Source organism: Agarivorans sp. TSD2052 (assembly GCF_023238625.1).
Lineage (GTDB): Bacteria > Pseudomonadota > Gammaproteobacteria > Enterobacterales > Celerinatantimonadaceae > Agarivorans.
Genome location: NZ_CP096670.1, coordinates 2,118,525 through 2,132,076, shown reverse-complemented (window position 1 = coordinate 2,132,076; position 13,552 = coordinate 2,118,525). Strand labels below are relative to the sequence as shown.

12 protein-coding genes are annotated in these 13,552 nt (G+C 42.2%); 6 read left to right on the top strand and 6 right to left on the bottom strand.

Translation table 11 applies throughout. The features are described from left to right. Positions 1-4: 4 nt before the first annotated feature. Positions 5-688: an electron transport complex subunit E gene (locus tag M0C34_RS09640; RefSeq protein ID WP_248715407.1), complete on the top strand. Its 684-nt coding sequence runs from the start codon at positions 5-7 to the stop codon at positions 686-688. After that, positions 685-1,320: an endonuclease III gene (gene nth, locus M0C34_RS09635; protein WP_248715406.1), complete on the top strand. Its 636-nt coding sequence runs from the start codon at positions 685-687 to the stop codon at positions 1,318-1,320. The genes M0C34_RS09640 and nth overlap by 4 nt, the downstream gene beginning before the upstream one ends. Positions 1,321-1,331: 11 nt before the next feature. Here nth and M0C34_RS09630 read toward each other — a convergent pair whose 3' ends face one another. Continuing rightward, on the bottom strand, positions 1,332-2,201 hold the full coding sequence (locus M0C34_RS09630; protein ID WP_248715405.1) for a flagellar protein MotY: 870 nt from the start codon (positions 2,199-2,201) through the stop codon (positions 1,332-1,334). 120 nt (positions 2,202-2,321) lie between these two features. Between M0C34_RS09630 and rnt the strand changes: the two genes are divergently transcribed. The 4 genes from rnt (at position 2,322) to fabA (ending at position 7,005) form a co-directional block, all read left to right on the top strand. Further along, on the top strand, positions 2,322-2,996 hold the full coding sequence (gene rnt, locus M0C34_RS09625; RefSeq protein ID WP_248715404.1) for a ribonuclease T: 675 nt from the start codon (positions 2,322-2,324) through the stop codon (positions 2,994-2,996). Further along, entirely contained in the window at positions 2,989-4,317 is a 1,329-nt protein-coding gene (locus M0C34_RS09620; RefSeq protein ID WP_248715403.1) for a Na+/H+ antiporter family protein, read from the top strand. The genes rnt and M0C34_RS09620 overlap by 8 nt, the downstream gene beginning before the upstream one ends. A 75-nt stretch (positions 4,318-4,392) precedes the next feature. After that, positions 4,393-6,378 (top strand): AAA family ATPase, encoded by a 1,986-nt coding sequence (locus M0C34_RS09615; RefSeq protein WP_248715402.1) that lies wholly within the window; start codon positions 4,393-4,395, stop codon positions 6,376-6,378. Between the two features lie 90 nt (positions 6,379-6,468). Beyond that, positions 6,469-7,005, top strand: coding sequence for a bifunctional 3-hydroxydecanoyl-ACP dehydratase/trans-2-decenoyl-ACP isomerase (gene fabA / locus M0C34_RS09610; RefSeq protein WP_248715401.1), 537 nt, complete (start codon positions 6,469-6,471; stop codon positions 7,003-7,005). A gap of 58 nt (positions 7,006-7,063) precedes the next feature. Here fabA and rmf read toward each other — a convergent pair whose 3' ends face one another. From rmf to rlmKL, 5 genes are all read right to left on the bottom strand, one after another. Further along, positions 7,064-7,240 carry a ribosome modulation factor gene (gene rmf / locus M0C34_RS09605; RefSeq protein WP_248715400.1) on the bottom strand — a complete coding sequence of 59 codons (177 nt, stop codon included), beginning with the start codon at positions 7,238-7,240 and terminating at the stop codon, positions 7,064-7,066. A gap of 147 nt (positions 7,241-7,387) precedes the next feature. Then, positions 7,388-9,226 carry a DUF3466 family protein gene (locus tag M0C34_RS09600; RefSeq protein WP_248715399.1) on the bottom strand — a complete coding sequence of 613 codons (1,839 nt, stop codon included), beginning with the start codon at positions 9,224-9,226 and terminating at the stop codon, positions 7,388-7,390. Continuing rightward, positions 9,223-11,118 carry an ATP-binding cassette ATPase Uup gene (gene uup, locus M0C34_RS09595; protein WP_248715398.1) on the bottom strand — a complete coding sequence of 632 codons (1,896 nt, stop codon included), beginning with the start codon at positions 11,116-11,118 and terminating at the stop codon, positions 9,223-9,225. Before uup ends, M0C34_RS09600 begins: the two co-directional genes overlap by 4 nt. Next, complete coding sequence (locus M0C34_RS09590; RefSeq protein ID WP_248715397.1) at positions 11,112-11,351, bottom strand: glutaredoxin family protein; 240 nt, start codon at positions 11,349-11,351, stop codon at positions 11,112-11,114. Before M0C34_RS09590 ends, uup begins: the two co-directional genes overlap by 7 nt. Positions 11,352-11,355: 4 nt before the next feature. Next, on the bottom strand, positions 11,356-13,452 hold the full coding sequence (gene rlmKL, locus M0C34_RS09585; protein WP_248715396.1) for a bifunctional 23S rRNA (guanine(2069)-N(7))-methyltransferase RlmK/23S rRNA (guanine(2445)-N(2))-methyltransferase RlmL: 2,097 nt from the start codon (positions 13,450-13,452) through the stop codon (positions 11,356-11,358). Positions 13,453-13,552: the final 100 nt, after the last annotated feature.

Genomic DNA, 13,552 nt, shown 5'->3' with positions numbered 1-13,552 from the left:
TGCAATGACTGAATATAAAAAATTAGCGTGGCAAGGCCTTTGGAAAAACAATCCCGGCTTAGTGCAACTGCTTGGTTTATGCCCACTGCTTGCAGTCACCTCTACGTTAACCAACGCCCTGGGCTTAGGCCTAGCAACCATGTTGGTGTTGGTTGCCTCTAATACTACCGTTTCCCTGATTAGAAAATGGGTTGCTAAAGAAATTCGAATTCCTGTGTTTGTCATGGTGATAGCTTCATTTGTTACCTGTATTCAGTTACTCATGAATGCCTATACTTACGGCTTGTATCAAAACCTAGGAATTTTTATACCCTTAATCGTCACCAACTGCATAATTATTGGTCGGGCTGAAGCCTTTGCAGCGCGAAACCAAGTAAAAGCAGCCGCTTTTGACGGATTAATGATGGGTCTTGGTTTTGGTTTGGTTTTAGCGCTTGTAGGGGCAATAAGAGAGTTATTAGGCAATGGCAGTCTATTCTACGGGATTGAGTTACTACTAGGAGACTGGGCTTCATTTCTCTATGTTCAATTGATTGATTTTAATGAACACTTTTTAGTCGCAGTCTTACCACCCGGCGCATTTCTAGTGATGGGGTTCATCATTGCGCTTAAAAACATTATTGATAACCGTGTACAAGCCAAACAACAAACCGCAGTAACCACCACGGAAAGTACTCAGCAACTATGAACAAACAAAAGCGCTTAGAAATCCTCACTCGGCTTCGTGATAACAATCCTCACCCCACCACAGAGCTAAACTTTAGTAGCCCTTTTGAATTATTGGCTGCGGTACTATTATCAGCCCAGGCTACCGACGTGTCGGTAAACAAAGCTACCGACAAGCTTTACCCCGTAGCGAATACCCCTCAAGCTATTTATGATTTAGGCGTAGAGCAACTGAAGGGTTACATCAAAACCATTGGGCTATTTAACTCAAAAGCTGAAAACCTCATTAAGACCTGCAAAATTCTGCTTGAACAGCATAACGGCATCGTACCCGAGAATAGAGAAGCCCTAGAAGCCTTACCTGGCGTTGGTAGAAAAACCGCTAATGTTGTCCTTAACACTGCTTTTGGATGGCCAACAATAGCCGTAGACACCCATATCGACCGCGTGTCTAATCGTACAAAATTTGCTATGGGTAAAAACGTTAAAGAGGTTGAAGAGAAACTGATTAAAGTTGTTCCTGCCGAGTTTAAGGTTGATGTGCATCATTGGCTTATCTTACACGGGCGTTATACCTGCATAGCCCGCAAACCCCGTTGTGGTAGTTGTATTATTGAAGATTTGTGTGAGTTTAAAGATAAGGTGGAGCTGTAAGCTCCACAACATTATAGTAGGTCTTTTCCTAAAGATATCACTACCCTGCGGTTTCGATCCCGACCACGAATATTGCTATTAGTAGCAACGTGGCGTCGTTCACCATGGGCGGAAACTTCGATCACGCTTTCATCTAAACCACTCGACTTAAAGTAACTTTTCACCCAGTTAGCTCGTTTCTCGGAGAGTTCCTGATTGAGCCATTTTCCACCATAACTATCGGTGTAAGCATCAACCAATACCACGTCTATCTCAGGGTCATGTTTTACATAATTACCTATCAATTGAAGCCGTTTCTGAGAACGAGGAGTCAGTTCATCACTATTACTTTTATAGGTTAATACCGTGAAGGCGATGTCATCAAAGGAATACGGTAATAAGCGCCCTACGCACTTAAGGAAATCATTATATTGTTGTTTGAAGTTAATTGACGAAATACCGACAGCGGTTGTTTTATTATTCGCGTACCAATCGTCAAAGTAAAAAGTAGGCACGTTTCCATCTTCAAGTTCACTTAACATCTGCCAAGCCGGTTGTGCCGCGACATAACCGTCGAACTGCTGGTAAAAGGACAACTCACTAATTTGTCTTGAACTTGCACCTGGCTTCCACAATGGAGGAACACTACGGAGAGAGACTTGATGGGTTTCAGCCGAAATTTTGTACATGTCTAAATAGAAATCTAGATTAACGTCTTTAGAGGCTTTACTGACGAAGCTAGCGACACCAAAAGATGGAATAAAATGGTCCATACGGCATTCTATTGGCGTTTTATTTGAGATCACCCAAGTAGAATCATCCAGTGACGCAGAATAGTTGCGCACATAAGCATGTGACGAGGCCGCGTGTAGTGCCAGAGTTAACAACAAATAACGTTTCATTAGCAGAAATCCTCTCTTCTAGATAAATTATCGGCATTCAGCCAATTATCTTTAAAGCAAATTCGCGATTCTTTTCAGCTTTTGTAATAATGCGCGCCTATATGCACAGTTAGCCACATTATGACCATAACAGAACGTACTACCCAGCTTATGTCTAGCCGTTTTAGAGGCTATTACCCTGTCGTTATCGACATCGAAACCGCCGGCTTTAACGCAAACACCGATGCATTGTTAGAAATAGCAGCCTGTTTGCTCAGTTTTAATGATGCCGGAGAGCTTTATGTGGCTGAAAGCGTTCAGTTTAACGTTGAGCCTTTTGTTGGCGCTAATCTTGAGAAAGCAGCCTTAGAATTCACCGGGATCGATCCTGAAAACCCCTTACGGGGTGCGGTAACTGAAGATACCGCGCTAAAAGAAATGTTTAAACCCATCCGCAAGGCCTTAAAAGCCCATGGCTGTAACCGAGCGGTCATGGTGGCACATAACGCTGCGTTTGATATGGGCTTTTTTAATGCGGCAGTAGAACGCTGTAAAATAAAACGTAATCCTTTTCACCCATTTGTCAGTTTTGATACCACCAGTATTAGCGCTTTGGCGCTAGGACAAACAGTGTTAGCCAAAGCATCGCGTGCAGCTGGTTTAGAGTTTAATAACGATGAAGCGCATTCTGCCTTATATGACGCACAAAAAACGGCTGAGCTGTTTTGTTTAATCGTAAACAAATGGCAAGCTCTGGGGGGGTGGCCATTACCTGCTACAGACGCCAATAGTGACCTAGGAACAGACAATGTTTAACCCCGTTGTTTTATCCGTTTGTTTAATGTTGGTGTTAAGCCTTTTAAGGGTAAACGTTGTTTTAGCGTTATCTATTAGTGCCATCGTTGGAGGCTTAGTATCAGGTATGCCCTTGGCTGATACCATAGCCAGCTTTGAAGGTGGCCTAGGTGATGGCGCCAATATCGCCCTAAGCTATGCTTTGCTTGGGGCGTTTGCTGTGGCGATATCCCGTAGCGGCTTAACTGATTTAATCGCCCACAAAATTGTTAGTGCCGTGGATCAACATCGCGACAAACGCTTGGCCTTGGTTAAGTGGCTGATGCTATTGGCGATCATTCTGATGGCGGTATCTTCTCAAAACTTAGTGCCCGTACATATTGCTTTTATACCAATATTGATCCCACCTTTGTTAGCAGCATTTAACCAGCTCAATATTGACCGCCGTATCATTGCTTGTTGTATCACTTTTGGTCTCGTCACCACTTATATGTGGTTGCCCTATGGCTTCGGTAGTATTTTCTTAAATCAGTTGTTACACACCAATATCGAAAGTGCCGGCTTAGCCATAGATAAAGCGCAATTACCCATCGCCATGACAATTCCTGCTCTCGGTATGATTTGTGGGTTGTTTATCGCTGTGTTTGTATCCTACCGTAAACCGCGTGTTTATCAGTCCGTAGCGCTAAGCAAACATTCTCAAGGCTCAACAGAAGTCATCATCAGTGCTCCCCGTTTATGGCTTAACCTTGCCATCATCCTGATTGCTCTTGCTGTCAATGTGTACACCAGCTCGATTATTATGGGCGCTTTGTGCGGATTTTTATTGCTTACTACAGCCGCCGGTTTACGGCCGCAGAATAGCCAAGACCTATTTGTCGAAGGCGTAAAACTGATGGCGCTTATCGGCTTCATTATGATTGCAGCAAATGGTTTTGCCGGAGTGATGAAAGCAACGGGCGGCGTACCCGACCTAGTCGACAGCGTGGGGCAGATTTTGGGTAGCAACAAAATGTTTGCGGCCGCTGTATTACTAATAATGGGTTTACTGATTACGATGGGTATAGGGTCGTCATTTTCAACCATTCCGATCATAGCCGCTATCTACGTGCCACTGGCTTTGTCCTTAGGTTTCTCTGAATTAGCCACAGTAGCGCTTGTTGGTACGGCTGCAGCACTAGGGGATGCCGGTTCGCCAGCTTCCGACTCCACTTTAGGTCCAACTGCGGGCTTGAATAGTGACGGGCAACACGATCATATATGGGATACTGTGGTACCCACTTTTTTACACTTCAACCTCCCCTTATTGGTTTTTGGTTGGATTGCAGCTATTGTCTTATAAACAAGCGTTAACAAACTGTTTTAATGCGTTATTCAGGCATTCTGTTTAGCCCTACATATTTACTGGAAATCTAATTTGACTGACTTTTCGATACCAACTGAGCAACTAAGCCCTCACTTTGAATGTGATAATCTTGACGTGAACACTCAAGTGCAATGGGCAAACTTATTACCGGTGGCAAAAGCTAGCTTCGACTATTTTGCCTCGCAGAACTTTGTTCAGCCTTTTTTGGTATGCCAAGCTCCCAGTTTTTTACAACAAAAATCTATCATTAGCGCCTTAACGGCCAATCTGCCAGAGACTAAACCAGCTACCTACACAATGCTTTTTGATCCCAATCAGCCGACTCAGCCGTTGTTTTTCGAGCTGAAGGAGGATTGTTTATCACCATTTAATACGGCAATGTCTAAGCTAGCAGCCACCATTAGCAACGACAAGCTATCAGTAGAATTACTCGCTAACGAATTCATTGATGATGAAGCACTATTGAATGCTGCACATGTTCAAAATTTTAACGCGATGCTTGAACAAATCATCCTTTATCAAAAAGATCCAGGTTTAAGCGATGCGGTACATAATCTTTGCCAATACCTCGCCGCCGACACTAGCCAAAGTAAGGTGTGTATCGCTAAGTATTATAAAGCTTGGCAAGATTGCCCAGGGCTAAACGTATGCCAAGATTTTTCTAGAACCTCGTTGTTTGGGTCGCTTTTACCTTTCTCTAAACAGGGCTTTGATTTCGCCAGCATTAAGTTGGGTCTTTTACACCATTCAGTTGGCAGCATCTTAATGTTGAGTTGCGAAGATGTATTAGCAGATCCTCAACTTTGGTTTGACCTAAAGGCCTCTATCAACACACAACATTTGTCTTGGTCTAAGGCTACCAGCACTAAACAAGCAACCATGCCAAACCCAATGCCTTATCAGCAAAAAGTGATTTTTGTTGGTAACGGCAATGCAGTAGCAGACCTGTATGAGTTAGATCCAGACATCGTTCAGATGAGTTTAATCGAAACAGAATTGCCTCACGAAGTCGTTGCCAATAAAGAAAACCTAGGCTACTACTTAGGGCAACTGCACTGTCTTTCAACACAGCAAGCGCTAGGTTTTGGACCCAGCTTGTACCAAAGTGTATTAAAGCTCGCCACCAAGTTTTGTGAACACAACCAATTATTGAGTTTAGACTTTAACGCTGTTTTAAAACCATTACGTTTACTCGCACATTTAGGGCTTAACAGTGATAGCGCAGGCTTTAACCAAGCGTGTTATGCACTAGAACAAAACATAAACGCTCACCAAAAGTTTAGTGACCTTGCTTACAAAGACAAGCAAACAAAAATTGAAGTATCAGGTAAACAAGTAGGTCAAATTAACGGTTTATCGGTGATTGATTTCAGTGGCTTGGGCTTATCGTTCGGTGAACCGATCAGAATTACCGCCAGCGCCCACCAAGGGGATGGTGATTTTACCGATGTAGAACGTAAAGCTGAGTTAGCAGGCAACATCCACGCCAAATCAATGATGATTATTCAAGGTTACCTTACTAGCCTATTTGCACGTGATCATCACTTCCCTCTTTCCGGCAGCATCGTCTTTGAACAGTCTTACCAAGATATAGACGGTGACAGTGCCTCGCTAGCGAGTACCTTATGTATGTTAAGTGCCTTAAGCAATGAACCACTTCATCAACATATCGCCGTGACAGGCGCAATGGATCAAAAAGGAAACGTGCTAGCAGTCGGCGGTATTAATGAAAAAATCGAAGGATTCTACAGAATCGCAACCTTAGATGGCAACACCGAGAAACACGCGGTGTTATTACCTAAAGCCAACGTTAGCCAACTCAATTTAAGTGAACAGGTAATACAAGCTTGTGAAAAAGGGTTGTTTACTGTCTATGGGGTTGAACACATCGATCAAGCTATTGAAATCATGTTCGGGCTAAAAGCAGGCTCACTGTTTGAAGAACAGACTGTTTACGGCAAAATTAATAAGCTCGTTGGTGCGAATGAAGCAGAACCTAGTGCATTAACATGGTTACTAAAAAAATTGTTCGGCTAAATCAAACTCTGGCAAATAAATCGCTGATCGGACTTGTTTAGCGCACACGTGTTCGCTAAAGTATCGGCAAATTTTCTAAAGGTAAAATTCATGACTCAGGTTTCACAAAAAGAACTCGGTAAAACTAGCTACGATCGCCAAGAACTGCTTGATTGCAGCCAAGGTCTTTTATTTGGTGAAGGAAATAGCAAGCTTCCAGCACCAAATATGTTAATGATGGACCGCATCCTAAAAATTACCCACGAAGGTGGTGAATTTGGTAACGGCGAAATTATTGCTGAGTTAGATATCACACCTGATCTATGGTTTTTTGATTGTCACTTCCCTGGCGACCCAGTGATGCCTGGCTGTCTTGGACTAGACGCAATGTGGCAATTAGTTGGATTCTTCTTAGGTTGGAGTGGTGGCCCCGGTAAAGGTCGTGCATTAGGCGTAGGCGAAGTTAAGTTTACCGGGCAAGTTTTACCTACCGCTAAGAAAGTCACTTACAAAATACAAATGAAGCGTGTAATCATGCGTAAGCTAGTGATGGGCATAGCCAATGGTGTTGTAGAAGTCGACGGAAGAGAAATTTACTCTGCGAATGATTTGAAAGTGGGTTTATTTACTGATACTTCAACTTTTTAAATTTCGATTCTATTTAGCATTAAAAAGCCCTGTCATCAGGGCTTTTTTGTATCTTCTTTTAATTTGCATCTAATCCTGAAACGCGTTCTTCAACAGCCTCTCGCCACCCACCGTACCAATAACCTCTTGCGTCTGCTCCACCATACGGACAGGTTTCTTTCGACCTACCTGACAAACCTGCTTGATAACCTTTGGCATGCGCTCTTTCTAAACGATCGCGTTTTTGTCTTTTCATAGACTATTCCTCATCAAGATCAGAAAAAAAATCAGAAGCCACTAAGGACTCCTGATCTACTATCGCTTATCGTTTTACAAAGATCAAAAACTATATTTTTTAGTTCTCGCTAACTAATTGATCTTTTTGTTGCATAAAAAAGACAATTTAGCTTTTTTTGAAGCGCCTCACAAAAACCAGAGGGAGCAATAACAGCAACCACAGTGAACTACTGGCGCCTTTGCGCTCATATTTAACTTCTTCTACATTAGGACATGCCGCAACGTCATCAATATCGGTAACATTAGGGTTACGTGTTAGCTTAAGTAATACCGCTCGAGGGTTAATCCCATAAATAAAATCATTGGCAGACTCATAATGAAAGCCACTAGCAAAAATATCGCCTTCTTCAGTAATATGAGTCGCATGTTCAATTCGATAATAAGGTATCTCTGCTTCACCATCTTGTTCATAACAAGTTAAGTAATTTAAACGCCAAAAATAAGAACTATCACCTTCCTTATAACGATTAATATCTAGCAAGATAGCTGACTGCCGCCTAGTTGTGCCGTTGTATGAAGGTTGATCTTCACCAAGACCATCCACCCAACCGACGAGTAAACCGTCATTATTTATACTGCTAAATTCACTGTTTGCGCCAGAAAACGGTTTATTTCTTAAGGGCCAAACTACACTTTCGTAGTCATCGGAATTTTCATCATTATCGTAAATAAAACCTTCGACTGCCCTATTTCTAGACTTAACTTCAACAAAACGTAAGTTTCCGATAACTAACGAAGAATCATTAATATCGTTAGCCCATGTATGGGATACAGCATCTTCGAAGTTACTATTATCGCCATCAATTTTTATATTAGGAATTTTGTTGACGGTATAAGTGCCGTCTTCATTCTCAGTATAAAAGGCAGCACGACCGCGAGAGCCGTTGGTGCTGTTGTATACATCGTCTGATGATGTACCTACAAAAACACTGCCATTACCATTTTTCAATAAGTTGTAACTCGCCGCTTCTCCATAACGAGAGCGCACATACCCGTCCACCAACTGAGTACCTTCGACTTGAGCACCATCATCAGCATCTGTAATATCCCACACCCAAGCTTGGGTATGAAAACCTGAACAACGGTAGTAATTTTCTCTGTTGCCAGTTTGGCATTCATTAAAGCTGTCGGTACTCCCCCCCGCATAACCAGTACTCGCCATACCTATAACTAGAGTTTTCCCATCTTTTTCAATAACTTGCAATCCTGATGACACGCCACCATTTTCATCGCTTAACTCGCCGCTAGTACTAAAGGCTGTGGGCAGCAGTGTCACTTTTGCTTGGTCACTTAATCTATACGCAAAGCCGCGCTGGATAAAATCTCTAGTATAACTGGTGCCTGAATCGTCAATAAAAGGGGCTGAATCATAACCTACCGCCCAGCCAAGGGTATTATTGATACTATTAACTCGAGTGTCAGTGGTATAAATCTCATTACTAATGTCATCGAAAACATACAATTTTTCTTTTACCGTATCCCAAGTGGGTAAAGGCTGGATGTTTTTACCGTCGGTGTGGTTGCCACTAACACTATTTTCGGCGACAAAAGACAAAACATTAGACAGATACTGAACCGACTTCTGTTCTCTTAGCCTGTCGCGGTAAGTTTCATAAAAGCTATTATCACCATATAAAAATAAACGACATACTTCGCTGGCATACTGACAGCCATAGTCATAAGTGGTGCGGTCAGAAAAGTCGTAAAAACGAAATGACGTGCGAAAGGTAAGTACATTACCTGCTACATACTCACCTTCTTCGCTGACGGCGGTAATACTAAGGTTACTATTAGCTTCTGCCAGCCCTGTTTCTGAGTCAGCAGAAAGTGGGATTTCTTCAATAAGGTAATAAGATTCGGTTTGTGCAGCATGCGCTAAACTGGCTGACAAAACTAAAGGCGCGAATACTAAGCTCATAGAGCAATTTAAAATAGACTTCTTCATGAATTTTTAAGTTCTTCCAATTCTTCCCAGCGTGAGTAGAGGTTTTCTAATTCCTCTTCTGCTTGAGCTAGATTACTTAATGCCGTTTGAACCAAGTTCTGTTCTAAATTAAAAAACTCGGGTTCATTTACTTGTAATTGTAGTTGCTCTACTAAATTTTCTGCAGCTTCCAATTTTTGTGGTAACTGGTCAAGCTCAAGCTTCAATTTATATGACAACTTCTTAGTTTGTTTTGTTGAACGTGGCGCGGCATCTACTTTTTCAGCCACTTTAACCGCATCAAATTGAGATTGCTTAGCAAGATAGCTTTCTACTTCTGAATACCCGCCAACGTGAGTACTAATGTTACCTTGGCCATCAAAATGCCAAACGTGGCTAGCCGTATTATCGATAAAACTTCGATCATGACTCACCAACAACACGGTACCTGGATATTGGCTTACTAACTCTTCAAGCAACTCCAGCGTTTCGACATCCAAATCGTTGGTTGGTTCATCAAGTACTAACAAATTTGCCGGTTTTAAGAAAAGCTTGGCGAGCATCAAGCGATTTTTTTCACCTCCAGACAAGGCTTTTACCGGTGTAAATGCGCGTTTAGGATGGAATAAAAAGTCCTGTAAGTAGCCCATAACATGCCGTTTATTGCCGTTTATTTCTACTTCTTGTTTACCGCCGGCGAGGTTATCTAACAAGGTTTTCTCTGGGTCAATATCTTGTCGATACTGATCGAAATAGGCAACGTTGAGTTTGGTACCTATTTTTAGGCTACCGCCACTGGCTTTCAGTTGCTCAAGCAAAATTTTAATTAGCGTTGATTTACCGCAACCGTTTGCCCCGACTAAGGCAATTTTATCGCCACGTAACACCAATAAATCAACTGGCGAGATGATAGGATGTTGGTCATTCGCGTAACTGAAACTAAGGTTTTCTGCTTCAAAAACAATTTTCCCAGAGCGTAAACCATCATCAATCTTCATATTGGTGGTGCCCTGACGATTGACGCGTTCGCTTCGCTCATTTCGCATCGCTTTAAGGGCCCTGACTCTGCCTTCATTGCGGGTGCGACGAGCTTTGATGCCTTGGCGAATCCATGTTTCTTCTTCAGCTAGGCGTTTATCGAAAAGCGCGTTTTGCTCTTCTTCAACACGTAACCATTCGGCTTTACCCTCTAGATAGGTGTCATAATTACCTGGCCAAGAGGTTAGTACTCCACGATCAATATCTACAATACGGGTAGCTATTTTTCGAATGAATTCTCTGTCGTGGCTGATAAAGACGATAGTGCCTTTAAAGTTAAGCAAAAATTCTTCTAACCATTGTATGGTTTTAATATCCAAGTGGTTAGTAGGTTCATCAAGTAACAATATATCGGGCTCGCCAGCTAAGGCTTTGGCTAAAGCGACTTTCCGCAGCCAGCCACCAGACAAGCCCTTCAGCGTTGCGTTGCCATCGAGCTTAATGGTGGTGAGTACTTTTTGAATATCACTATCAAACTTCCAGCCATCGACGACGTCGAGCTCGTGTTGAATATGCTGTAAACGCTTCAACTCGTTATCACTGGTGTCTTCAGTAATATCTGCGGTGAGTTGATAGAACTCCGTTAATAGCTTACCTATATGTGGCTTACCTTCAGCTACATAATCAAAGATACGTTGTTCACTGGCTTCTGGTGGGTCTTGTTGAAGTCTGGTGATTACGACATCGTTAACCAGCTGACGCTGCCCAGAATCGAGTAATACAGCACCTTCTATAACTTGTAACAAGGTACTTTTACCGGCCCCATTACGCCCCACTAAACACACCCTTTCAGCTTTATTAATTTGTAGGTTGGCTTTATTAAGGAGTGGTGTATCTCCATAAGCCAATAATGCATCTTGTAAATTAACTAACACGTACAACTCTCTATAAACTGTTCTAGTTGGCTAGAATCAAAAGGCCAATTTAATCGTTGTTGACTAGGTATATGGCAAAGTACTGGAATGCTATACCGATATTGTTCAACCAAAGACTCGTCGTCGATGATATCTTGCTCGCTTAACTCAATAATATTAGGGCTAGCCAAAATGAGTGCTTTTGCATCTTCACATAAATGGCAACCATCGGTACTGTATAACACCCAAGTCATAACACTAATCCTTGTGAATCATCCAACAATTATGGATTTGTTTATTTCTTTCAAAATCTGGAGACAACGACTGGCTAGAGACATTTTCTATTCTTAAACCGTGGCGTGCTAAAGCTTCTGCATCGATCTTAAATTGTCGCTTATTATTGGAAAATATCAGCTGCCCACCCGGATTCAACAGGCGTGAAACTGACAACAATAAATCTACGTGATCTTTTTGAACATCAAACACTTCATCCATTTTCTTTGAATTAGAAAAAGTAGGTGGATCAAGGAAAATCAAATCCCAACGTTGCGAGATTTGAGTTTTCAACCAGGCCATACAGTCAGCACGAATAAATTCATGTTTGTTCAAAGACAATTGATTCAATCTAAAATTGTCTTTTGCCCAATTTAAGTAAGTATTAGACATATCTACCGTGGTGACTTTTGAAGCCCCCCCTATGGCAGCATGAACACTGGCAGACCCCGTGTATGCAAATAGATTCAACACCGATTTTTTGTCACTATGCTGTTGAATATAATGGCGCATATTACGATGATCTAAAAACAATCCCGTATCGAGATAGTCGGTCAAATTGACATAAAATTGAGCGCCGTATTCCTTAACAACAAAGCGTTCTTTCTCGTCGCTGTTTCGCTCGTACTGTTGTTTGCCCTTCTGTTGAGCACGCTGCTTGATCACCAGTTTATCGTTATCAACCAAACCGCTTTGCAGTAAACCGGTTAATAAATCTAATAAACGGCGTCTTGCTTTGTTAGGGTCAATGGTTTTAGGTGCGCGATACTCCTGAACAATCACGTAGTCTTCATAGCAATCTACCGCAACGTTATACTCGGGCAAATCTGCGTCATACAGCCGGTAGCAAGTGATGTTGTCACGTTTGATCCACTTCTGTAATTTCTTTTTGTTTTTCAACAAGCGATTTACAAAATCTTGAGCATATTGGCGTTGTTCCGAGTTACCGGCTTCACCAATTTGGTAAATTTTGAGCACACAAGCTAATGCGCCGTTAAAAAATTTATATTGTTTATCACTACGCAGGCGTAAATAGTCGAGTAGTTCAGGCGCCGCGGTGAATAGTGATAAACGCCACCCCGCATAATTTTCTCTAACACTCGCCCCAAATGATAGAAAGAGCCCTATCAGTTTAGTTAACTCACCTAACCGCTCACCGTAAGGCGGATTAGATAGAATTAAACCCGGTTCGTTGGGCGCACTGGGTAAGTTAGCGGCATCGTGGACATGCACTGATATCAAATCGCTTAAACCCGCTCTCTCAATATTGGCCTTGGCAATGGAGACCATTCGTTTATCTACATCATATCCGATTAAACGTTGAGTACATTCTGCCTTGCCTTTTATAGCTCGTGCTTCTGCTTCTGCTTGAATTTCTTGCCAAGCACTAGCGGCAAAGTTGCTTAATCGTTCAAAGCCGAAACGACGTTGTATACCTGGGGCAATATCAGCGGCTTGCATGGCGGCTTCAATCAGTATGGTTCCCGAGCCACACATCGGGTCTACGAGGTATTTTTCTTGCCAAGCACTTCTGGTAACTAATGCTGCAGCTAAGTTTTCTCGGACTGGTGCTTCCCCCTGCTCGGTTCTGTATCCTCTTCTATGTAATGAGGTTCCCGATAAGTCGAGAGATATCGCTAAGTGCTTACCGGCAATACGCACAACTATACGTGCATCTTCATCCGTTTTAGCTACGTTTGGTCTAGAGCCAACATTGTTTTTAAATTGATCAACAATTGCATCTTTTACTTTTAAAGCACCAAATTGGCTGTTGTCGATAAAGTGGTTAGTGCCAGTACAGTGAACCGAGAAAGTCTGGTCAACGTTGAAGTACTTACCCCAGTTAATGGTAAGGGCACTATTGTAGAGATCATCCACATTGTCAGCCTGCGTCTCAACAAGACGTAATAATATTCGGGATGCAAATCGGGTCCACAAACAAATTTTATAAGCCGTTGGCCAATCACAACTAAAACTAACACCTGCAATTGTTTGTTTGCACTCTTCAGCGCCCAATGCTTTCAATTCATCTAAACACAAGCTTTCTAAACCTTTAGCGGTCGAAGCGAAAAAATCAGCCATTTTTATACTCAATTAGTTTAACCCGTCGATTATACCTTTTTTGGTAAGGATCAGTAGTAAAAGCCTCATACGGACAAATAATCGGCAACCAATAACATTA

Excerpts from the sequence above, each read along its gene's own strand:
- rlmKL (WP_248715396.1), bottom strand. The coding sequence starts at position 13,452 with ATGGCTGATTTTTTCGCTTCGACCGCTAAAGGTTTAGAAAGCTTGTGT.
- M0C34_RS09600 (WP_248715399.1), bottom strand. The coding sequence starts at position 9,226 with ATGAAGAAGTCTATTTTAAATTGCTCTATGAGCTTAGTATTCGCGCCT.
- rnt (WP_248715404.1), top strand. The coding sequence starts at position 2,322 with ATGACCATAACAGAACGTACTACCCAGCTTATGTCTAGCCGTTTTAGA.
- M0C34_RS09590 (WP_248715397.1), bottom strand. The coding sequence starts at position 11,351 with ATGACTTGGGTGTTATACAGTACCGATGGTTGCCATTTATGTGAAGAT.
- nth (WP_248715406.1), top strand. The coding sequence starts at position 685 with ATGAACAAACAAAAGCGCTTAGAAATCCTCACTCGGCTTCGTGATAAC.
- M0C34_RS09630 (WP_248715405.1), bottom strand. The coding sequence starts at position 2,201 with ATGAAACGTTATTTGTTGTTAACTCTGGCACTACACGCGGCCTCGTCA.
- rmf (WP_248715400.1), bottom strand. The coding sequence starts at position 7,240 with ATGAAAAGACAAAAACGCGATCGTTTAGAAAGAGCGCATGCCAAAGGT.
- M0C34_RS09620 (WP_248715403.1), top strand. The coding sequence starts at position 2,989 with ATGTTTAACCCCGTTGTTTTATCCGTTTGTTTAATGTTGGTGTTAAGC.
- M0C34_RS09640 (WP_248715407.1), top strand. The coding sequence starts at position 5 with ATGACTGAATATAAAAAATTAGCGTGGCAAGGCCTTTGGAAAAACAAT.
- fabA (WP_248715401.1), top strand. The coding sequence starts at position 6,469 with ATGACTCAGGTTTCACAAAAAGAACTCGGTAAAACTAGCTACGATCGC.